19 protein-coding genes are annotated in these 21,305 nt (G+C 73.2%); 6 read left to right on the top strand and 13 right to left on the bottom strand.

All coding sequences use genetic code 11. The features are described 5' to 3' along the window. Nucleotides 1-91: 91 nt before the first annotated feature. Genes TBIS_RS18545 through rimP form a run of 3 tightly spaced genes read right to left on the bottom strand, consistent with a single transcriptional unit; the run spans nt 92 to nt 1,898 of the window. Entirely contained in the window at nt 92-385 is a 294-nt protein-coding gene (locus TBIS_RS18545; RefSeq protein ID WP_013131315.1) for a YlxR family protein, read from the bottom strand. Further along, entirely contained in the window at nt 369-1,358 is a 990-nt protein-coding gene (nusA, locus tag TBIS_RS05305; protein WP_050760442.1) for a transcription termination factor NusA, read from the bottom strand. Before nusA ends, TBIS_RS18545 begins: the two co-directional genes overlap by 17 nt. Before the next feature lie 24 nt (nt 1,359-1,382). Then, nucleotides 1,383-1,898, bottom strand: coding sequence for a ribosome maturation factor RimP (rimP, locus tag TBIS_RS05300; RefSeq protein ID WP_013131313.1), 516 nt, complete (start codon nt 1,896-1,898; stop codon nt 1,383-1,385). A gap of 148 nt (nt 1,899-2,046) precedes the next feature. Here rimP and TBIS_RS05295 point away from each other — a divergent pair, with 148 nt between their 5' ends. Further along, nucleotides 2,047-2,547, top strand: coding sequence for a hypothetical protein (locus tag TBIS_RS05295; protein ID WP_013131312.1), 501 nt, complete (start codon nt 2,047-2,049; stop codon nt 2,545-2,547). After that, nucleotides 2,540-3,085, top strand: a complete 546-nt coding sequence (locus TBIS_RS05290) for a ferritin-like domain-containing protein (protein WP_013131311.1) — start codon at nt 2,540-2,542, stop codon at nt 3,083-3,085. The genes TBIS_RS05295 and TBIS_RS05290 overlap by 8 nt, the downstream gene beginning before the upstream one ends. Before the next feature lie 7 nt (nt 3,086-3,092). Here TBIS_RS05290 and TBIS_RS05285 read toward each other — a convergent pair whose 3' ends face one another. Both TBIS_RS05285 and TBIS_RS05280 read right to left on the bottom strand, forming a co-directional pair. Next, entirely contained in the window at nt 3,093-4,835 is a 1,743-nt protein-coding gene (locus TBIS_RS05285; RefSeq protein ID WP_013131310.1) for a proline--tRNA ligase, read from the bottom strand. Between the two features lie 188 nt (nt 4,836-5,023). After that, nucleotides 5,024-5,491 carry a hypothetical protein gene (locus TBIS_RS05280; RefSeq protein WP_241019888.1) on the bottom strand — a complete coding sequence of 156 codons (468 nt, stop codon included), beginning with the start codon at nt 5,489-5,491 and terminating at the stop codon, nt 5,024-5,026. Nucleotides 5,492-5,792: 301 nt separating this feature from the next. Between TBIS_RS05280 and TBIS_RS05275 the strand changes: the two genes are divergently transcribed. Continuing rightward, nucleotides 5,793-7,112 (top strand): FAD-dependent oxidoreductase, encoded by a 1,320-nt coding sequence (locus tag TBIS_RS05275; RefSeq protein WP_013131308.1) that lies wholly within the window; start codon nt 5,793-5,795, stop codon nt 7,110-7,112. Between the two features lie 359 nt (nt 7,113-7,471). Here the strand turns inward: TBIS_RS05275 and TBIS_RS05270 are convergent, their stop codons facing one another. Together TBIS_RS05270 and TBIS_RS05265 are read right to left on the bottom strand one after the other, a co-directional pair. Then, the gene (locus TBIS_RS05270; protein WP_013131307.1) at nt 7,472-8,056 is read right to left on the bottom strand and encodes a GNAT family N-acetyltransferase; all 585 of its coding nucleotides are present in this window, start codon (nt 8,054-8,056) and stop codon (nt 7,472-7,474) included. Nucleotides 8,057-8,261: 205 nt separating this feature from the next. Then, nucleotides 8,262-9,020: a GntR family transcriptional regulator gene (locus TBIS_RS05265; protein WP_013131306.1), complete on the bottom strand. Its 759-nt coding sequence runs from the start codon at nt 9,018-9,020 to the stop codon at nt 8,262-8,264. 761 nt (nt 9,021-9,781) lie between these two features. On the opposite strand from TBIS_RS05265, the gene TBIS_RS05260 reads away from it, so the two are divergent. After that, nucleotides 9,782-10,543, top strand: a complete 762-nt coding sequence (locus TBIS_RS05260) for an SDR family oxidoreductase (RefSeq protein ID WP_013131305.1) — start codon at nt 9,782-9,784, stop codon at nt 10,541-10,543. Nucleotides 10,544-10,568: 25 nt separating this feature from the next. Then, entirely contained in the window at nt 10,569-11,045 is a 477-nt protein-coding gene (locus TBIS_RS05255; RefSeq protein ID WP_013131304.1) for a TIGR00725 family protein, read from the top strand. A 31-nt stretch (nt 11,046-11,076) separates the two neighbouring features. Here TBIS_RS05255 and TBIS_RS05250 read toward each other — a convergent pair whose 3' ends face one another. The 4 genes from TBIS_RS05250 to TBIS_RS05235 form a co-directional block, all read right to left on the bottom strand. After that, the gene (locus TBIS_RS05250) at nt 11,077-12,093 is read right to left on the bottom strand and encodes an ATP-grasp domain-containing protein (protein WP_013131303.1); all 1,017 of its coding nucleotides are present in this window, start codon (nt 12,091-12,093) and stop codon (nt 11,077-11,079) included. A gap of 189 nt (nt 12,094-12,282) precedes the next feature. Then, nucleotides 12,283-13,512: a HEAT repeat domain-containing protein gene (locus TBIS_RS05245; protein WP_013131302.1), complete on the bottom strand. Its 1,230-nt coding sequence runs from the start codon at nt 13,510-13,512 to the stop codon at nt 12,283-12,285. Nucleotides 13,513-14,303: 791 nt separating this feature from the next. Beyond that, entirely contained in the window at nt 14,304-14,702 is a 399-nt protein-coding gene (locus tag TBIS_RS18075) for a hypothetical protein (protein WP_013131301.1), read from the bottom strand. 579 nt (nt 14,703-15,281) lie between these two features. Continuing rightward, the gene (locus tag TBIS_RS05235; protein ID WP_241019887.1) at nt 15,282-17,450 is read right to left on the bottom strand and encodes an MMPL family transporter; all 2,169 of its coding nucleotides are present in this window, start codon (nt 17,448-17,450) and stop codon (nt 15,282-15,284) included. Nucleotides 17,451-17,595: 145 nt separating this feature from the next. On the opposite strand from TBIS_RS05235, the gene TBIS_RS05230 reads away from it, so the two are divergent. After that, nucleotides 17,596-18,138: a TetR/AcrR family transcriptional regulator gene (locus tag TBIS_RS05230; protein ID WP_013131299.1), complete on the top strand. Its 543-nt coding sequence runs from the start codon at nt 17,596-17,598 to the stop codon at nt 18,136-18,138. A gap of 583 nt (nt 18,139-18,721) precedes the next feature. Here the strand turns inward: TBIS_RS05230 and TBIS_RS05225 are convergent. Both TBIS_RS05225 and TBIS_RS05220 read right to left on the bottom strand, forming a co-directional pair. After that, on the bottom strand, nt 18,722-19,567 hold the full coding sequence (locus tag TBIS_RS05225; RefSeq protein WP_206207268.1) for a GNAT family N-acetyltransferase: 846 nt from the start codon (nt 19,565-19,567) through the stop codon (nt 18,722-18,724). A gap of 78 nt (nt 19,568-19,645) precedes the next feature. Continuing rightward, nucleotides 19,646-21,253 (bottom strand): alpha/beta hydrolase, encoded by a 1,608-nt coding sequence (locus TBIS_RS05220; RefSeq protein WP_013131297.1) that lies wholly within the window; start codon nt 21,251-21,253, stop codon nt 19,646-19,648. Nucleotides 21,254-21,305 lie beyond the last annotated feature (52 nt).

The following is a 21,305-nucleotide window of genomic DNA, read 5'->3' as shown; positions in this document are numbered from 1 at the left end:
GCCCCACACGCTCAGGAGGTTTCCCCCGAGCCGGTGCGCTTCGATCTCGGAACCGAGATCTGCGGTCGAAGTGGTAACCGTTCACCCGGACCTACCCGACATCAAGCCCCTCAAGGTAGACCCGCAGAGCGCCCAGTTCAAGCGGCCCTTCGACGCGGAACGCGCGAGGGAACGCCTTCCGGCGCTCGGCGAGCTCCAGACAGCGCAAGGACGGGTGCAACGACGCACCGCGCCCCGGAAGCCGTCCTCGTGGATCGGGGACGACCGCCCCCTCAACCACGACCGTACGGAGCAACTCGGACTTTACCGTGCGAACTCGGCATCCTACACAAGTTCGCAGCGGGGCCGTCCGGCCACTCCGTTCCAGCTTACCTTGCCGAGACATCAGCAGGATCTGCCGGTGCCTCCTGAGTATCCGGCCGGATGTCGATCCGCCATCCGGTCAGACGCGCAGCGAGACGGGCGTTCTGTCCCTCCTTCCCGATCGCCAGCGAGAGCTGGTAATCGGGAACGGTGACACGCGCGACCCGATTCTCGCGGTCTACCACCTCGACTCGTGAAACGCGCGCCGGCGAGAGGGCATTCCCTACGAATTCGGCCGGATCCTCCGACCAATCGATGATATCGATCTTCTCGCCGTGCAGCTCCGCCATCACGTTCCGCACCCGGGAGCCCATCGGGCCGATGCACGCCCCCTTGGCGTTCACCCCCGGCCGGCGCGACCGCACCGCGATCTTCGTACGGTGCCCGGCCTCGCGGGCGATGGCGGCGATCTCCACCGTGCCGTCGGCGATCTCCGGCACCTCCAGCGCGAACAGCTTCTTCACCAGGTTCGGGTGGGTCCGCGACAGGGTCACGGAGGGACCCTTCGGCCCCTTCTTCACCTGCACGACGTAGCAGCGGATCCGGTCGCCGTGCCGGTACTCCTCCCCGGGGACCTGCTCGTTGGGCGGGAGGATCGCCTCGATCTTGCCGAGGTCGACGTGCACCACCCGCGAGTCCCTGCCCTGCTGGATCACGCCGGAGACCAGCTCGCCCTCCCGGCTGGCGAACTCGCCGAAGTTGATCTCATCCTCGGCGTCCCGGAGCTGCTGCAGGATGACCTGCTTGGCCGTCGTGGCCGCGATCCGGCTGAAGTTGCTCGGAGTGTCGTCGTACTCCCTGATCACCTCGCCGTTCTCGTCGAGCTCGGCCGCCCAGATGGTCACGTGACCCGTCTCGCGGTCGAGCTCGGCGCGGGCCTTCGGCGCGGCCCCCTCGGTGCGGTGATAGGCGATCAGAAGGGCGTCCTCGATCGCCTTGACGACGAGGTCGAACGAGATGTCCTTCTCCCGCTCCAGGCTGCGTAGGACGCTCATGTCAATGTCCACAAGGCCTCCCCCTTAGCCCTCGTCGCCGATCGCAAGGGCGTCCTTGCCATTTCCACCACGGGCCGTGCCGGCGTCGCGAGGCCGGCCGAACTCGAGCTGCACCCGCCCCTTCACCAGGTCGGCCAGCGGGATGCGGCGCGTCCCGTCCAGCTCGACCTCGGTCTCGGTCACGTCGGTGATCCGGCCCTCGACCGTGCCGCCGTCCCGCAGCACCGCCTTCACCAGCAGGCCCCGCGCGCGCCGCCAGTGGCGCTGCTCGGTGAGCGGCCGGTCCACCCCGGGGGAGGTGACCTCCAGCACGTACGGAGCGTCACCGAGGACGTCCACCTCATCGAGCCGATCGGAGACGGAGCGGCTGACGTCCGCGATCTCGTCCACGGTCACGCCGCCGTCCCGATCCACCACCACGCGCACGATCCGGCGCCGCCCCGCCGAGGTGATCGTCACGTCTTCCAGGTCGAGCCCCTTGGCCTCGACCACCGGGCCGAGAAGCTCCACCAGCCGGCCCCGCCGAGCGTCGCTGCCCATTCCGCCCTCCTTTTCACTGGTGTGCCCCGCCCGATGTGCCAACAGCCTATCGATACTGCGGCATGGACAAGGCGCCGCACGCGAGCGGGTGACCCACGCCGTGGCGCGGCGGTGGATCAGCGCCCGCGGACCTCTACGATTCTGTGCCGTGGAGCAGTTCGACCGGCCGCGGGTGACCAGGCGCGCGCTGCTGGGCGCCGCGGCGGCCGGGCTGGCGCTCGGCGGCTGCTCGCGGGAGGAGCCCCCGGCCCCGAGGCCGCCGGACCCGCAGACCGTGCTGCTCCGCTCGCTCATCGAGGACAAGACGCGGCTCATCGCGCTCTACCGGCAGACGGCCGCCGCGCACACCGGGCTCGCCCCCGCGCTCGAGCCGTTCGTGCAGCGGCACACCGCGCACCTCGACGCGCTGCGGCGGCTGCTGCCCGAGGACGCCGCCTCCCCATCGGCCCCGGCCTCGCCGGCACCGTCTCCCTCGGCGACCGCGAGCCCGGACGCGTCCCTCAGCGGGCTCCGCGCCGCCGAGCGGCGAGCGGCCGCCGGGCGGCCGACGCAGATGGCGTCCGCCTCGCCGGCGCTCGCCCAGCTCCTGGCGAGCATCGGCGCGTGTGAGGCCGTCCACGTGGTCGCCCTGGGAAGGCTGCATGACTGAGGTGCCCGCCGCTCGCACGACGCCCTCGCCCGCACCGCCGGCCCCGGCCGCCGCGCTCGCCAAGGCGCTCGCCGCGGAGCACGCCGCCGTGTACGCCTACGGAGTGGTCGGGGCGCGGACGGACGGCAGGCTGCGGGCCCGCGCGCGGGCGGGCTTCGACGCCCACCGGGCCCGCCGCGACCAGCTCCGCTCGCTCATCGTCCGGATGGGCGGCTCTCCCGCCGAGCCCAGCCCGGCCTACCGGCTGCCGTTCCCGGTGGAGAGCGCGAAGGACGCGGCCCGCCTCGCCGCGCACGTGGAGGAGGGCCTGATCACCGCATACCTGGAGCTCGCCGCCGTGAACGACCCGTCGCTCCGGCGGCTCGCCGCGCTCGCCGCCCAGGAGTGCGCCACCCGCGCCTACGGCTGGCGGCCGGAGACCCTCCAGGCGTTCCCCGGGATGCCCGGCCAGGCCGGGACCACGCCGGGGTCTCCCGGGCCGGCGGAGCCGTCCGCCACGCCCACGGCCACCCCGGCGGGCGGCACGCCGCGCGGGTGACGGGAGGCTAGCCGCGGCAGGCGGCGACGATCCGGTCGGCGGCCTCGCCGAGCGGGATCTCCTCCCGTGCCCCGCTCGCCCGGTCGCGCAGCTCCAGCACGCCGTTGGCGAGCCCACGGCCGACGATCACGATGGTCGGCATGCCGAGCAGCTCGGCGTCCTTGAACTTCACCCCGGGCGAGACACCGGGCCGGTCGTCGACCAGCACGCGCAGGCCGCGCGACTCGAGCGTCTCGGCGAGCTCGACCGCGACCTCGATCTGGTTCTCCTTGCCGGTGCCGACGATGTGCACGTCCGCCGGGGCGACCTCGCGCGGCCACACCAGGCCGAGCTCGTCGTGCCTCTGCTCGGCGATGACCGCGACCAGGCGGGAGACGCCGATGCCGTACGAGCCCATGGTGATCCGGATCGGCTTGCCGTCCGGGCCGAGCGCGTCGAGCCCCGCGGCGTCGGAGTACTTGCGGCCGAGCTGGAAGATGTGCCCGATCTCGATGCCGCGGTCGATGGAGAGCGGGCCGCCGCAGCGGGGGCAGGCGTCCCCCGGCTTGATCTCCGCCGCCTCGATCGTTCCGTCCGGCTGGAAGTCCCGGCCGGCGACCACGTGGGCGGCGTGCTTGCCCGGCTGGTTCGCCCCGGTCACCCACGCCGACCCCGGCACGATCCGCGGGTCGACGAGGTAGGTGATGCCGAGCGACTTGAGGATCTGCGGCCCGATGTACCCGCGCACCAGCGCCGGGTGCGCGGCGAAGTCCTCCGCCGTGAAGATCTCCGGCACCCCGGGGGCGAGCGCCGCCTCCAGGCGCTTCATGTCGACCTCGCGGTCGCCGGGCACGCCGATCACGACGACCTTGACCTCGTCCGAGCCCGGCGTGCGCACCTTGACCACGACGTTCTTCAGCGTGTCGGCCGCGGTGATGCCGAGCCCGTAGTGCTCGTTGACGTAGCTGACGAGCGTCTCGATCGTCGGGGTGTCCGGCGTGTCGAGGACCTGCATCGGCGGGTGCTCGGCGGTCACCGCCGGCGGCGCCGGGGTGACCACCGCCTCGGCGTTGGCGGCGTAGCCGCAGCCGTGGCAGGCGACGAACGTGTCCTCCCCGTTCGGGCAGGGCGCGAGGAACTCTTCGGAGGCCGAGCCGCCCATCGCACCCGAGACCGCGAAGCAGATCCGGTAGTCGAGGCCGAGCCGGTCGAAGATCCGGATGTAGGTCTCCCGGTGCGCCTCGTAGGAGCGCTTGAGCCCGTCGTCGTCGAGGTCGAAGGAGTAGGAGTCCTTCATGACGAACTCGCGGGCCCGCAGCAGGCCGGCCCGGGGCCGCGCCTCATCCCGGTACTTCGTCTGGATCTGGTAGAGCGTGACCGGGAAGTCCTTGTACGAGGAGAGCTCCCCCTTGACCATGTCGGTGAACATCTCCTCGTGGGTGGGCCCGAGGAGGTAGTCGGCGCCCTTGCGGTCCTTCAGCCGGAACAGGGTGTCGCCGTACTCGGTCCACCGGCCGGTCGCCTCGTAGTACTCGCGGGGCAGCAGGGCCGGGAACAGCACCTCCTGGGCGCCCATCCGGTCCATCTCCTCGCGCACGACCCGCGCGATGTTCTCCAGCACGATCTTGCCGAGCGGCAGCCAGGAGTAGACGCCGGGCGCGACCCGGCGGATGTACCCGGCGCGCACGAGCAGCTTGTGACTCGGCAGTTCCGCGTCCGCCGGATCCTCACGCAGTGTGCGCAGGAACAGCGTCGACATGCGCAGCAGCACGGCTACTCCTTGCTCGTGACGGGGTCTCGCGCGATATCTCCTCGGAGACGCCGTGGGAGACGGGTGACGGAAGAACGTGTCCCCTAAGATTATCGGCTTCCGGCGGGCCGCGGCCCCGTGGCCGCGGGCCGCCGGCGCCGCCCCGTCACGCGCCCGAGCGGCGGGCCGGCGGCGGAACGCGCGGGGCTTCAGCCGCCGAGGAGCGCCTCCCAGTGCCGCCCGGTCCGGCTCCGGCCGCCCGCGGGAACCGCGCCGTTGAGCGCGGCGGCCATCCGCCACACCCCGGGCCGGGAACGGAGCCGCTCCATCCCGAGCGGATCGATCGCCCGCAGGACGAACCCCACCCCCATGACGTCGAGCGACGCCGTGCGCCCGGTGACCGGCCCGACCGGGACGGCCAGGCCGTTCAGCTCCGTTTCCCCGCCGACGAGGATCTCGGCGACCTCGCAGGCGTGCGGCCCCTCCCGCCACTCGATGTGCCAGCAGTGATCGTCGCCCCGCCACCAGGCGAGCTCACGGCAGGCCTGCAGCAGCTCCGCGTGCCCGGCGAGCGCCGCCATGACCCGGCCGAGCGCCTCGTACCGCCGCGCGTATGGGGGGCACGCCCGTTCCCGTGCGGCGGCGCCGGCCGGTGCGCCGTCCGCGTCATCGATCACGGCGACACCGCCGCCGGTTAACGCGGCGCCGCCGGCGCCCGCGCGCCCGCCGTCGTTCCGGGCCGGTGCACCGGGCATCTGCTCCCCTCCCCCGTGGAATCCCCTCATGCCTTGGGAGCGTGCCACCCCGGGGCCCGCTCGTCCCGGGCTTTTCCTTTGTTTTCGCTCTAGAACGGGGAAAGGATCGGCCAGGCCCGCGTATCCGGGGCCTTACGCTGCGGTGACACCTCGCGCCTCCCTCCCCGGCGGGTGCGCGTCCGGGTAGGAATGAGGAAACCCGGGGTTTCCCGCGAGGAGGTCCATGGTGGCCTTGCGTGTCGCGATCGTCGGTTCCGGCCCCGCCGGCATCTACACGGCCGAGGCGCTCCTCAAGCACGCCCAGCGGACCGTGGAGATCGACGTGCTCGAGCGGCTCCCGACCCCCTACGGGCTGGTCCGGTACGGCGTGGCCCCGGATCACGAGTCGATCAAGTCGATCGCCGGATACCTCCGGCGGGTGCTCGAGACGCCGGGGGTGCGCTTCCTCGGCGGGATCGAGGTCGGCACCGACGTGTCGGTCGAAGACCTGCTCGCCTGCTATGACGCGGTGGTCTACTGCACGGGCGCCGCGGTCGACCGGAGGCTGGGGGTGCCGGGCGAGGACCTGCCGGGCAGCGTGGCCGCGACCGACTTCGTGAACTGGTACTGCGGGCACCCGGACGTGCCGCCCGAGACGTTCTCCCTCGACGCCGAGGAGGTCGTGGTCATCGGGGTGGGGAACGTCGCCGTCGACGTGGTGCGGATCATGGCGCGGTCGGCGGACGAGCTCCGCGGCACCGACATCCCCGAGGAGGTGCTCCGGCGGCTCGCCGCGTCCCGGGTCAGGCGCATCCACATGATCGGCCGCCGCGGACCGCAGCACGCGAAGTTCACCCTGAAGGAGCTCCGGGAGCTCGGCGAGCTGGAGAACGCCGACGTGCTCGCCCGCGCCGACGAGCTGGCCGTCGGCGACCTCACCGGGCTCTCCCGGCAGGCCGCGGGCGTCGTGGAGGTGCTGCGGTCGTGGTCGCGGCGGGTCCCGGCGGGCCGGCCCCGGCGGGTGGAGGTGCGCTTCTGGCTGCGCCCGGTGGAGATCGTCGGCACGTCCAGGGTCGAGGGGGTCCGGCTGGAGCGGACCCGCCTGGTGGACGGGCGGGTGGAGGGGACCGGCGAGTACACGACGATCCCGGCCGGGATGGTGATCCGGTCGATCGGCTACCGGAGCGTCCCGCTGCCCGGGGTGCGGTTCGACCCCCGGACGATGACCGTGCCGCACGTCGCGGGAAAGGTGGCGGACCGGCAGTACGTCGCGGGCTGGCTCAAGCGCGGCCCGTCCGGGGTCATCGGCACCAACAAGTCCGATGCGGCCGAGACCGCCCGGACGCTGCTCGCCGAGGCGGTGCCCGACCCGTCGCGCCCGCGCTTCGACGACCTGCTGAGCGCCCGGGGGATCCGGCCGGTGACGTACCGGGACTGGCTCGCGATCGAGCGGGCGGAGGCGGAGCTCGCCGCCCGGCTCGGGCGAGGGCGCCGGGTGAAGCTGATCGGCCGCGACGCCATGCTCGCGGCCTGCGGCCGGGTCCCGGAGACCGGGCGCGCGTGAGGGCGCGGACGCCGGGCGGGAACGGGCGCGAGGGCCAACGTCCGGCCGGAACGGGCGCGCGAGGGCCACGCCGGGCCTGAAGGCGTGCGCCGTGAGGACCGGAACGGGTGCGCCTTGCGGAGGAGCAGAGGCGCGCGTACGGCAAGCCGCATGCCGGTGGGGCGCCGGCGCGGCCGTCGGCACGCGCCGCATATCCGGGCGCCCGGGTCCGGCGCGGGCCCGGCGCGGTGCCGGAGCGGCCGGCGCCCGCCCGGCGGCTCGGCGCCGGGCGGGCGCGGGCTCCCACGGGGCCCGGAGCCGGCGGACACCTGGGCCGGCTCCGGGCGGACCGCGACGCGGGAGACGTTCGGGAAGACGCGCTACCCGGGGATGAGCGCGGTGAACGCCGCGGCCGGGCCGCCGGGCTGCGCCCAGCCCGCCGGGCGCTCGAATAGCGCGCCGGAGGCCCGGTGCGGCAGGTCCACGGTGCGGACGTGCCGGAATCCCAGCCTCCGGTAGTACGCCTGGAGCCGCGTGTTGTGCTTGGCGCAGTCGAGCCGCAGCCAGCGGCGGCCCGCGGCCGCGGCCTGCAGCCCGGCCCAGCCGAGCAGCGCCTCGCCGAGCCCGCGGCCCGCGTGCGCCCGGCTCACCGCGAGCTTGTGCACGTACAGGGCGTCACCGGGCCGGTCGGCCGGCCCCCAGAACTCGGGGTCGGCGTGGTCGTCGACGGTGATCGTCGCGGCCGGCGTCTCCGCGTCGCCGTCCACGACCAGGTACATGGTCCCGGCCTCGATGAGCGGGCGGATGCGGGCGGCGGGGAAGCCACCGGCCGGCCACTGGCGCACGCCGAGGGAGTGGAGCCAGCCCGCGGTCTCGGCGAGCAGCCGGAGCACCCCCGGTAAGTCGTCGAGGTCGGCCCGGCGGAGGAGGAGTTCCGGGGCGCGATGGAGCGTGGCGATGGACATGAGACTCCTTCGAATTCGGTTCGAATGCGGTGAGTCGTGAAAAATTCACGAAGCGTGACCGGATGACGGCGCAGAGCAGCCAGAGAACGGAAGAAAGAGGACTTATCTCTCAGGAGGAGCGCGCGGCCGGCCGGAGGATCGCCGGTGACGGCCGGCGACGCCGGACCGGGTGGGCCGCCGGGGCACGCGGATCAGCCGTGTCCCGTCAATGACGCCGGCGTTCCAGCTCGTAACGGATCAGGTGCTTGTCGGCCGGGAGCACGGACACGGCGACGCGTACCGGGGTGTCCTCGGGGTCGTAACCGACGCGGATGTGGACGATGACCGGGGTTCCCGGGTCGAGCCGCAGCCGCTGGGACTCATCGGCGGTCGGCATCCGGGCCGAGATGTCGTCGACGACCCGGATCTGGGGGTGGCCGAGCTCTTCCAGCACGCGGTTGGCCCCGCGGGTGATGTTCCCCGGTCTGGCGATCTCCGATGCGGCGACCAGGTCGAAGGGGAAGTAGGAGTCGTTGGTGTTGTACGGCCGGCCGTCCACGTAGCGGAGACGGCGCCGTACCACGGCCAGGCCTCCCTTGGGGAGGGCGAGCCGGGCCGCGATGTCGGGGCTCGGCTCGACGATGGAGACCTCGATCCGCTGGTCGGGCTTGCGGCCCTCCGCGGTGACGGCGTGGACGAACGAGTCGAAGCGCGGCTCGCCCTGCTCGAGGTAGCGGAACTCGTCCTGGGGGCGCATGAGGAGGGGGCGGCGTTCCCGTACGAACGTTCCACGGCGGCGCATCCGCAGGATGAGGCCCTCGTTCTCCAGCTCGCCCAGGGCCAGCCGAACGGTGTTGCGGCTGACCCCGTAGGTCTCCATGAGGTCGGCCTCGGTGGGTATCTGGTCGCCTGGCGCGAGTTCGCCCGTGTAGATGGCCCGCCGCAGCGCGGCCGCCACCTGTTGATAGAGCGATAATCGTGCCATCTTTCCCTCAATTCGACCTTTTGTTCCAACAAACCTAGACGATCATCGTCTCACGGGGGAAATGACCACTTGACCGGAGGCCGCCGGACCGCGATTATCCAAATGTTGGTACAAATCCATCCTTTTGACGGATGGGTGCGTGCCGACCGCGGGCGCATGCCGCTCGCGCCTCGTCGCCTCTTCGGAGCGGCCGGCCGCGGTCTGCGGCGTCCGGCCGCCGATGGCCACGGACCGGCGCTCCGCGCCCCCGCGCGGTGACCGGGCCGGTCCCCATGGACTCCGCGCTGGCGGGGCTTCGGCCTCATCCCTCGCCGGGGTCGAGGTCCCCCGCGCGGTAGCGGCGCGCGTCCTGACGGGTTCCCCACACCCGTCAGGACGCGCCGTCCGCTTTTCCGCGCCGTTCCAGTGCTCCCCCTTGTTCGTCACGCCGGCGGCCCGCCGGGTTCGCCGCGCCGGGCGATCCCATGCCGCACCGGGTGGCCGAACCGGTTGGCTCCGTGCTGAACCGGGCGGCTCAACCGGGTGGCTCCGTGCCGCACCGGTCGGTCTGCCCGTCCGGCGGCCGCGCCCTCTCCCCCTCCGGCCGGCGCCCGGACAGGCGATCGGCCACCGGGCGCCCGGCCCGGCCACGCGCCGCGCTCACTCACCCCGTGCCGCGGCTCCCGAGACCGGTCCCGCCCAGCCGTGCGCGGCAGCGCCCGGTGAGAACCAGGGCGGATCACCCTCGGGCCGAGGAACCGACTGGTCGGTATGATCCGAACATGACTCTGTTCTCCGTCGCAGGCAAGACCGTCGTCGTCACGGGCGGCTCCCGCGGCATCGGGAAGATGATCGCGAAGGGCTTCCGCGACGCCGGGGCGACCGTCTACATCGCGTCCAGGAAGAAGCACGAGCTCGACGCCACCGCCGCCGAGCTGGGCTGCGAGGCGATCCAGGCCGACCTGTCGACGAGCGAGGGGATCCAGACCCTGGTGGAGGCGGTCTCCGCCCGGGAGAGCCGGCTCCACGTGCTGGTGAACAACGCCGGGGCCGCCTGGGGCGCACCGCTCGAGGAGTACCCCGAGCACGGCTTCGACAAGGTCTGGAACGTCAACGTCAAGGCGATCTTCTTCCTCACCCGGGCGTTCCTCCCGCTGCTGCGCGCGGCCGCCACGCCCGACGACCCGGCCCGGGTGATCAACATCGGCTCGATCGACGGGATCCGGGTCCCGGCGATGGAGAACTACGCGTACGCGGCCTCCAAGGCGGCGGTGCACATGCTCACCCGGCAGCTCGCCCACCGCCTCGCCCGCGAGTCGATCACCGTGAACGCCATCGCGCCCGGCCCCTTTGAGTCGAAGATGATGGCGTTCGCCCTCGACGACCCCGAGCTGCGCGGCGCGATCGAGAGCACCGTCCCGCTCGGCCGGATCGGGCGGCCGGACGACATGGCGGGCACCGCGATCTACCTCGCCTCCCGGGCCGGTTCCTACCTCACGGGCGCGGTCATCCCGGTGGACGGCGGCCTGTCCACCCACGGCTGACCGGGCCCGCCGTACACTCCCGCCCGTGGCACAGATCGCCGTGTGCGGGCCGTCGGAGTGCACGCCCGAGGAGGCCGAGGCGGCCCGGGAGGTGGGCCGCCTGCTCGCCGAGCGGGGCGCGGTGGTGCTCTGCGGCGGCTACGGGGGCGTGATGGCCGCCGCGGCCGCCGGCGCCCGCGCCGCCGGGGGCATCGTGGTCGGCATCCTCTCCGGCCGCGACCGGACCGGCGCCAACCCGCACCTCACGGTCGCCATCCCCACCGGCATGGGCGAGGCGCGCAACGCGATCATCGTGCGGGCCGCGGACGCGGTCATCGTGGTCGGCGGCTCGTGGGGCACGCTCTCGGAGCTCGCGCTCGCCCGGCGCGGCGGCACCCCGGTGGTCACCCTCGGCGGGTGGCGGGTGCTCGACTCATCCGGCCGCCCGGTCCCGGGCCTGCTCGCCGCGGCGGACCCCGCCGAGGCGGTACGGCTGGCCTTGGCCGGCCGACCGGACGGCTGACCGGTGCCGCCGGGCCGTACCCGGGCGGCGATCAGAGCCGGGCGGCGAGCGCCCGGGCGAAGAGCTCGGGCGCGGCGAGCTCGGTCCGGAGGAAGAGGTACGGCTCGGTCACCTCGAACTCCATGAGCACCGGCTCCCCGTCCGGCATGCGGACCACGTCAACCCGGGCGTAGAGCAGGTCCTCCTTGACCGCGCTCAGCGTGCGCTCGGCGAGGGCGAACTGATCGTCGTCCGGGTCGCGCAGCGTCGCCAGGGGGTGGCCCGACTCCGTGCCCGCGAGCATCGGGCGCCGCCGTACCGCGTGGCTGAACTCCCCGCCGAAGTACAGCAGGGACAGCTCGCCCTCGTGCTCCACGCTCTCCAGGTACGGCTGGACCATGACGGCCCGGCCCTGGCCGAGCAGGCGGGCGGCGTGAGCCTCGGCGGCGGCCCTGTCCGCGGTGCGCACCGTGTCGCGCGCCCCGGCGGAGACGACCGGCTTGACCACGTACTCGGCCCACCCGGGCAGATCGAGCTCCTCCCCCGGCTCGAACCACCGGGTCGGCACGATCGGCACGCCGAGCCGGCGCAGGTAGGTCTTGTCGGTGTTCCACTCGATCACGGACGCCGGATTGAACAGCCGGGTCACCGCCTCCGCCCGGCGCGCCCACGCGACGAACTCGTCCCGGCGGTCGATGTAGTCCCAGGCCGAGCGGACCACGGCCGCATCGAACGACGCCCAGTCGACTCCAGGGTCGTCCCAGGCGACGGGCACGCCCTCGATCCCGGCGCCCAGCCAGGCCGCCAGCACGACCTCCCGTTCGTCGTCCTCCGCCGCGGCGTCCCCGGCGGCGGTGACGTACGCGACCCGGCGGAGCCGATCGCCCGGGCCGCCGCGGCCCGGCCGCGGTGCCGGGGAGCGCCCGGTGCCGAGGCCGCCGATCGCGGGATTGGAGGTCCCGGCCGCGGGTCCGGCGGGCGGCTCCGCGGCGCGCGGTTCCGGTGGACGCGGGTCATCCGTGATCCGGGCGGGCTCCGCCGGATCGCCTGGTGCGGAGAACTGGTGCATGGGCCCAAGGTCTATCACAGCGGGATGGTCCGGTTTCGCACCGGACGGGCCCTTTCCGGTGGCGCTTCCCCCGGTGTTCTCCTCGGCGGGCGCGGGGTGACCGCGCGTGGGCCGCCGGTCCGGCGGCCATGCCCGCGAGCGGGCCGACGGCCGCGGCCGTGGTACCGGGTCAGCGGTGCGCGGGGCGGCTCACTCGGGCAGGCCCGCGTAGGCACGGCACGCGGCGCGGTCGGCGGGCAGGTTCCACTTCTGCAGGGTGCGGTCGAAGTGGCACCCGCGCCAGGAGTCGGGGTCGAGGTCGGCGAGGATGCGCACCAGCCGCCGCTGGGGGGCGGTCAGCTCCGCGAACGGCGGCACCCGGCGGAGCGGTCCGTCCGGGAAGGCGAGCCGCAGCGCGGCCCCGACCATCTCCTTGGTCAGGTATCGGTGCCGCGCCAGCGCGTCCAGCACGCCGTCCACGGCCTCCGGCGGCACCCGGTCGGCCACCGCGCCCAGGGCCAGCGCGGCGTAGTCGCGGGTGTTCCCGTCGTGGAAGTGCAGGTCCTCGGGGGACGCCAGCGGCATGCTCGCCATCGCGGCGGTGAGCGCGGCGATCACCTCCGGGTCGGTACGGCCCAGCCGGGCCAAGGCCACGGCGGCGGCCCAGCGCACCAGCGGGTCGGGGCCGCCGAGGTGCTCGCGCAGCCGCGGGATCAGCCCGGTGCCGGAGAGCAGCCCGACCGAGACGATCGCGTTGGCCAGGACGATGGGGACGGCCTCCGATTCCAGCAGCTCCCCGAGCGCGGCCACCGAGCCGGCGGCCTCCTCCGGGAACCAGCCCAGCAGGCCGGCGGTGGCGGCGCGGAGCCGTGGGTCGTCCGCGGTCAGCAGGGTGCGCAGCCGGGGGATCTCGGCCAGCACGGCGTCGTAGGCGGCCAGCTCCGCCTCCGTGGCGCCGTACACGTCCACCCACCTCATGTCGTACACGTCCCGGCGCTCCTGCCCGATCCGCTGTTCGGGTTCGCCGGCGGCCGCCGCCACCCCCTCGCCCGTCTCGCGCATCGCCCCCTCGTCACCGGCGCTGCGCTTCCGCTCGATCTCGGCCCGCCATGCGGCGATGTCCAGCCCGTGCGGCAGCAGATCGTCGTCGTAGCCGATGGCCAGCGCGCCGAGCAGCACCACGATCTCGGCCCGCTGCTCGGTCCCGGGGTCGAGGGCGAGCCGCGCGAGGAACGGGACGGCGTACGCGGCCGCCTCATACCGGCCGCCCTGGTGGTAGATGTTGCCGTACAGGTGCCAGAGGGCGCGCTCCCGCTCCACGGGGTCCGGGGAGCGCAGCGCCCGCAGCTGGCCCGGGACGTCTCCTGCCGGGCCGTAACAGTGCCTCAGCTCCTCCCAGGGGATCTCGTCGAGCCCGGCCAGCACGTCGTGATCGCCCACGACGATCAGTGTGACACCCGTTGATCTTGTCGCGCACGCGGTTTCCGATCATGTGCCGGGAGACCGCGGTGCCGAAGGCGGTGGTCCGGGACGGCGGAGACCGTCGCCGCTCCCGGAGCCCTCGGGTGTCGTGACCACCGGAGACGGCGGGCCGGTGGGGTGTTCGGATCGATCGGTTCCGCCGGGCGCCGGTGGGAATGCAGGCCGCTGCTGGAGAACGGCGGAGCAACGGCGCGGAGACCGCGGGTGAGGGAATCCGGCGGCGGAGCGCGGTCCTTGGGGCGGAATGCGGGAATCCGAGGGCGAATCCGGAAGTCCTGGAGCGGAATGCGATGACGGGACGGCCTGCCCCGTCCCACGCCATTTCACGAATCCCCGCCCCACGCGAATCGATGACGGGATCGAGCGGAGATCACGGGATCGCCGGGGCGGCCGCGACATACGCCGTGTACGGGAAAAGCCAGCGGGAAACACGCCGGTGCGCCCGTGCGGGAAATGGAGCCGAGGGACATGAACCGGGCCCACGCCACCGGCCCTCGCCGCCGCACCGCCGGACATCGCCCGGCACGGCCACCGGTGGGCCACGGCAGGTCCTCCGGGCGGGAAGGCCAGGTCCTCCCCGCCGCGGACGGCGATCGGGGAGGACCCGTCCTCGACCTGAACCCGCCGGAATCAGCCGGCGTGGACTACGGCACGGGCTCGGAGAACGCTTCCGGCTTCCCACCCTGTCGCGGCCCGGTTCACGCCCGTGGGGTACGGCTGGCCGGCCACGGGCGCCGGATCACCGCTTCTCACCGGACGGGGTGGACCCGCTCCTTGGCGTGAGCGTGGTTGTTGAGCCGCTCGTGCGCGTTGGCCCACAGGTGGTGGTTGAGCCACTCGCTGAGGCCGAGCCAGCTGTTCTTGTTGGCCTTCTCCTGGAAGCCGACGGCGATGTCCTTGGCCGCGAGGCCGAAGGCGTCCTTAGCGTCGCCGGTGTCCCGGTAGAAGAGGCTGCCCCACAGGTGGCCCTGGGGGTAGAACGCAGCGTGGCCGCGGTTCCACAGGTCCTGGTCCACGTGTGCGTGCTCAGCCGGAACGGCCCCCGGACCCTCGGCGGCCACCGCAGCGCCGGCACCCAGGGCGAACATGCCGCCGGCGATGACGGTGCCGAGCGCGAGCCCGGCGAAAGCCTTCTTCAACATGGCCATGACGTTCCTCCTTGAAAGGAAACACTGCACTTGAATCCACGACATTTTCCCGAGATACCGGGAAAATGTCTCAATGGCCCATTACCGAGCCACGTTCCCTGCGCTTCCTAGATTTCCGGACACGTCGTGCCGCAAACGGAGATCCAAGACTTTTGGTTCCCTGTTATCGGTTTATCAATTGCTCCATACGATTAATCCTGCGTTTGTAGCAATATGTCCGCTTTAGCGCTTTTCTCAAAAACCGTGTAGCGGACAAATTGCGCTAATCGCGCTCGAGAACGCCGGGATGCCGGGTGCCCGGACGGCGCTCCCCGTCGGCCGGGCACCCGGCGGCGGCACGGCGATGGATCAGATCGTGAGCGAAGGCGGCGGGAGCGCGACGGAGCGACGGTGAAGGACGCACCGCAGGGGGCGGTGCTCCGCGCAGGGGACGCGCCAGGAGGCGGTGCTCCGCGCGCAGGGAACGGGCCCGCACCGGGCGAGGGTGGATTCCGGTGCGCGCCATGGCACGCGTGTGCCCGCGGCCCATCCGGCCGCGGGCACGTTGGTCACGCCTGCAGGGCGGCGCCCGCCGGGCGCCTACCGGGCGGTGGCCGCCAGGTCGGGCTCCCGCACCGGCCGCTCCGCCGTCTCCTCCGCCCCCTCGATCGCCAGGTTGGGGAGGATGCGGTCGAGCCACCGGGGGATCCACCAGTTCCACCTGCCGAGCAGCACCATCGTCGACGGCACCAGGAAGCCGCGGATGATGGTGGCGTCGACCGCGATCGCGGCGGCGAGCCCGACGCCGAACACCTTCACCAGCGGGTCGGGGTAGGCGATGAACGCGGTGAAGACCGCGACCATGATGAGCGCGGCCGAGGTGATGACCCGGCCGGTCGCGCCGAGCCCTTCGGCGACCGACCGCCGGTTGTCCCCGTGCCGCGCGTAGGCCTGCCGTACCGAGGTGAGGAGGAAGACCTCGTAGTCCATGGAGAGCCCGAACAGCACGGCGAACAGCATGAGCGGGACGTACCGCTCGATCGGCACGGTGAAGAAGAGCGTCTCCAGGTAGGCGCCCTCGACCGAGGGCGGGGGGTCCATGCCGATCAGGCTGCTGCCCAGGCCGACGGAGAACACCACGGCGAGCGTGCCGAAGGCCGCGCCGAGGGAGACGAGGTTCATCACCGCGGCCTTGAGGGCGATGATGGGCGCGCGGAAGGCCAGGAGGAGTAACAGCGCGCTGAGCAGCACCACCACCCCGACCACGATCGGGGTCCGTTCCACGATCTGGTCGCTCGCGTCGGCGAGGCCCGCGACCTTGCCGCCCACGTGGAGCTCGACGCCGGGGATGTCGAGCGCCCTGATCGCCTTGACCACGTCGATGGTGCGCGCGTCGCTCGGCGCGTAGTCGGGGAGCACCTGGATGAGCAGCGAGCGGCCGTTCTCGTTGATCTGCGGGTCCATCACGTACGACACGCCGTCGACGCGCTCGATCCGGCGCTTGACGGTCGAGACGATCTTGTCGTCCTCGTCGACCTGCTCACCGACCTTGGCGACCACGATGATCGGCCCGTTGGCGCCCGGGCCGAACCCCGCCTCGAGCAGCTCGTAGGCGCGCCGGTACGGGGTGTTCTTATCGCCGTACCCGTCGTCGAGCGAGCCGAGCTTCAGGCCGGCCGCGGGCACGGTGAGCGCGGCGAGCACGGCCGTGGTGATCAGGAGCACCCGCCACGGCCGCCCGGCGACCCAGTCGCTGAGCCGGGCCCAGCCGCTGCCGTCGGTGCCCGACCTGCCGAAGAACGGCATGCGGAGCGCGTTGATCCGGTGGCCGAGGATCCCGAGCAGCGCGGGCACGAGCGTGATGGAGGTGAGCACGGCGCAGACGACGGAGATCCCGGTGATCCAGCCGAGCGCGGTGAGCACCGGGAATCCGGCGAGCATGAGCGCGCTCAGCGCGATGATCACCGTGCCGCCGGCGAACACGACGGCGCCGCCCGAGCTGGAGATGGTCTGCCGGACCGCCTCGACCACCGGCACGCCCTCGGCGAGCAGGCGGCGGTACCGGGAGAGCAGGAAGAGCGCGTAGTCGATGCCGACCCCGAGGCCGATCATGGTCGCGATGACCGGGGCCGTGCTGGGGACGTCGGCGACGTGCCCGAGCAGCCCGATCACGCCGAGCCCGACGCCGATGCTGATCACCGCGGTGAAGATCGGGATGAGCGCGGCGACCAGCGTGCCGAAGGCGAAGAGCAGCACGAGGAGCGCGATCAGCAGGCCGATGATCTCGCTGGTGCCCGACTTGATCTCCTTGTCGGCCGGGGTGCCCGGGTTGGCCGGCACCACCTCGATCCCGGCCTCGGTGAGCGGTGGCGAGGCGGCCGCGGTGAGCTGCCGGGCGCTCTCGGTCGGAGAGACGCCCTCGACGCTGCCGAGCCGTACCACGATCATGCCGATCTGCATGTTGGCGGCGATGCCGCCCATCCGGTACGGCGTCTCCACCTTGGCGACGTTGGGCACCCGGCGCAGTTCGTCCAGGGCCTTCTCGACGGCCTTCTTGCGCGGCTTCTCGAGGAGCGTGCCGTCCGCGGTGTAGAGCACGAGCTGTACGGTGCCGCCGACGTCGTAGCCCGGGCCGAAGCCCTCGCGCATCAGGTCGTGCGCGATCTGCGCGTCACTGCCGGGAATCGCGACGTTGTTGTTCACCGGCCTGCCCCAGACCAGGGTGGCCCCGGTCAGCAGCCCGGCGAGGAGCACCCAGAGCGCGAGCACGATACGGCCGTGCCGTGCGCACCAACCCCCCAGCCGTCCTAATAGCGCGCTCATTTCCCCCAAATGCCCTTTTAGGTAGGATTCATACGCAAGTTCTATACGGTAGTACAGTACGAGCGTACGCCGAAAAGGCACGGATCAGAACATGACCACTGCCGATCAGGGCAGGGCGACGCGATCGAAGATCCTCGCCGCCGCCCGGGAGCTATTCGCCCAGCGGGGTTACGCCGCCACCTCGCTCGCCGACATCGCCGCGGCCGTCGGGATCACCAAGACCGCGGTGGCCTACCACTTCCACCCCAAGGACCGGCTGGTCGAAGAGCTCATCACGCCCGCCGCCGACGACCTGATCGCCCTGCTGGAGACCGACTACCCCGGCCCGCAGGCGTTCTTGCGGGCCTTCATCGAGTTCGCGGTACGGCACCGCACGGTGATCCGCCTGCTCACCGAGGACATCGGCGGCGCGGACGACGCACCGCCAGGGTCTCCGCGGGAGGCCATCAAGGCGTTCAGCGAGCAGATCTTCACCAAGCTCACCGGAACGACCCCCTCCGCCGAGGAGCGGATCCGCGCCTGCGCGGCGCTCGGCGCGGTGCAGGTGAGCGTGGTCAAGACCCTCGATCTCCCGGAGGAGACCGTGGCCGAGACGCTCACCGATATTGTGCTCGCCCTCTACGGCGGATCTTGACGTGGGGTCCAATAAGGGGCGCCGGGCCGGCGGAAGACGGGCTCCACATGCCCCGCTCCCCGGCCCCGCTCGCCGTCCCGGATCGGCACACCATCCCGGCCTCCGGGCCGGGGACCCGGCACGCTCCGGCCCGTGCGGGGTGCAGCCGGCCCGCGCCCCGCACGGGCGGCCGCGCACGGGTGGGCGCGTGACCGCCGGTGCGGGACGCCCGATCGGCGTGAACGCGCGGCCGGGCGGACACCGCCGCTCGCCACCGGCGCCGATGGCCCTCGCCTTGCGCGGGCGGCCGCGCACGTGATCCGGCCGTGGGGAGCTGAGGGCCGGACCGCGCCCCGCACGGGCGGCCGCACCCGGACGATGCACGCCGCCCGCCGTCAGGCACGCCTGATGGGCCGCACGCCCGCCGTCCGGTGCACGCCCGCCGGCGAAGCAGGCCCGCCGCCCGGCGTCCGCGCCGCACGGCGGGCGGCCCCGCCCCCGTCGGACCGTGGCCCGGCACCAGGACGGCACCGGACGACGCACTCACCGGTCGGGACGGCACCCGGCGACCGCTCCGGGCCGGCCGGGACGGCCGGCCCGCGGGTCAGAACAGCACCGAGGTGAAGGTGCCGACCTCCTTGAAGCCGACCTTCCGGTAGGCGGCCCTGGCCGGCAGGTTGAAGTCGTTGACGTAGAGGGTGACGACCGGGGCGAAGTGCTTGAGCGCCTCCTCCACCACGGCGGCCATCCCGGCCACCGCGTGCCCGCGCCCGCGCATCTCCGGGTGGACCCACACGCCCTGGATCTGGCAGGCGTGCGGCGTCACCGCGCCGATCTCCGCCTTGAACACGACCTTGCCGTCGTCGATGCGGGCGTACGACCGCCCGATGCGGATCAGCTCGGCCACCCGCGACCGGTAGAGCGCGCCGCCGTCCCCGTTGTCCGGCGGGACGCCGATCTCCTCGGTGAACATCGCGATGCACGCCGGGAGCAGGATCGGGAGCTCCTCCGGCCGCACCCGGCGCACCCGGGGATCGGGCTTGACCGGTGGGGCCGAGGAGGTCGCCATGACCGGCTGGACCCACCTGATCGCCCGCGCCTTCCCCCAGTGGGGTTCGAGCCGCTCCCAGAGCTGCCGCACGGCCTCGGACGGGCCGACGATCGACGAGCAGCGCCTGCCCTGCCGCCGGGCCCGCTCGGCGAAGGCCTGCACGGCCTCCGGGGTGGCGTTCACCGGCACCATGTTGGCCCCGGCGTAGCAGAGGGAGACGAGCCGGCCCCGCGGGCCGTACCCCCACATCTGGCCACCGAGGCGGGCGGGGTTCAGACCGACGGTCCGGACCCGGGCGGCGACGAACACGTTCGTGATCGGATCGGTGTCGAGGAGCTCGAGCACCTCGTCCCGATCACGGTCGTCGAGCACACGCGACGCCGAAATCCCCAGCCTCACGCAGCCAGCGTACGCCACCGCCCGCCCGCTGATCCGCACCGGTCCGGTGATCGAACCGTCCGGTGCGGTCCGCGCAGGTCACGGCCGACGGTCGCCGTCCTCGGCCGCGGCCGGCTCCGGCGCGGGCGGCGCCGGGCAGACCGCGTCGGCGTGCCCGGTGCTGCGGCGCTCCGGGACTCTCCCGTCCAGCAGGTAGGCGGCGAGCCGGTCGTCGACGCAGGGGTTCCCGCCGAGCGACACCCCGTGGTCGCCCCCGCCGCTCTCGACGACCAGCCGGGCCGTGGGGAACAGGCGGCGCACGGTCAGCGCCCCCGGGTACGGCGTGGCCGGGTCGCCCTCGGACTGAATCAGCAGCACCGGGGGCAGGCGGTCCGTGCCCACGCGCACGGGGGTGCGCCCGGGCACCGGCCAGAAGGCGCACGGCGCGTTGTAGACCGTGTTCGGCCAGGCCATGAACGGGGCGTCCTCATGCGACCGGACGGTGTCCCTGTGCCAGCGCGCCCAGTCGCGCGGCCAGGGGGCGTCGCGGCACTCCACGCCCAGGTAGACGGCGTAGGAGTTCTCCTCCTCTTCGTCCTCCTTGCCGAGGGCGCGGTGCAGCCGTACCAGGCCCGCGGTCTCCCCGCGGTGCACGTACCAGGAGAACGCGCCGGCGAGCGCGGGCCAGAGCCGTGAGGAGTACGCGCCGGCCGTGTAGATGTCGTCGAGCTCGCTCGGCCCGATGATCCCGGCCGCCGGCCGGGTGCGGAGCCGGTCGCGCAGCGCGTACCAGGCGCGGCTCACCGCCGCCTCGGTCCGGCCGAGCCGGTACTCGGCGTGGTACCGCGCCACCCAGGCGAGGAAGTCCCGGTGCCGCCGGTCGAAGCCGTGGTTCTGATCGAGGTTGGAGTCGTACCAGACCCGGCCCGGGTCGACGACGCTGTCGAGCACCAGCCGGTGGACCCGGTGCGGGAAGAGCGTGGCGTAGACGGCGCCGAGGTAGGTGCCGTACGAGTAGCCGAGGTAGCTGATCTTCTCCTCGCCGAGGGCCGCGCGGATCACGTCCATGTCCCGCGCGGCGTTCTCGGTGTGCAGGTGCGGCAGGAACCAGCCCCAGCGCTCGCCGCACGCCTTCGCGTACCGCTTCGCGCGGGCGACCAGCGCGTCCTCCTCCGCCGCGGTGCGCGGCACGTTGTCCGGCCGGGGCGCCGCGAAGTACCGCCGGGCGTCCACGCAGGTGAGGGCGGGCCGGCTGGCGCCCACGCCACGCGGATCGAAGCCGATCACGTCGTAGCGCGCCGCGACCTCGGGCGGCAGCAGGGCCGCCACGTGGCGGGCGAGCTCCAGCCCGGACCCGCCCGGCCCGCCGGGGTTGACGAGCAGCACGCCGCGGTGCTCGCCGTTCCGGGGGGCCGTGCCCCTGATCCGGTTGATCGCGAGGGTGATCTGCCGGCCGTCCGGCCGGGAGTGATCGAGGGGCACCTGGACCGTGGCGCACTCCTCCTGAAGGGCGCGCCCGGCCCGCTTCCCGCCGGGATCCTCCCGGGCCGCGCGGATGCCGATGCCGAGGGGCGGCCGGGCGGTGAGCGTCCGGTCACAGGGGCGCCAGGCGATGCCGCGCCCGGGTGCGGGCCGCGCTCCGGCGGGGACGGCCGATCCGGCGATCAGCGCGGCGGCGCCCGCGACCACTGCGAGGACCTGTCTCACCGGCGACGCTCCCCTCTGGCGGCTCACGTACGGCAGAGGACAGCTTCCAGGA

The sequence above is a fragment of the Thermobispora bispora DSM 43833 genome, assembly GCF_000092645.1.
In the GTDB taxonomy this organism is placed as follows: Bacteria; Actinomycetota; Actinomycetes; order Streptosporangiales; family Streptosporangiaceae; genus Thermobispora; species Thermobispora bispora.
Note: the sequence above shows the minus strand (reverse complement) of the source record. Positions and strands in the feature narration are given on the sequence as shown.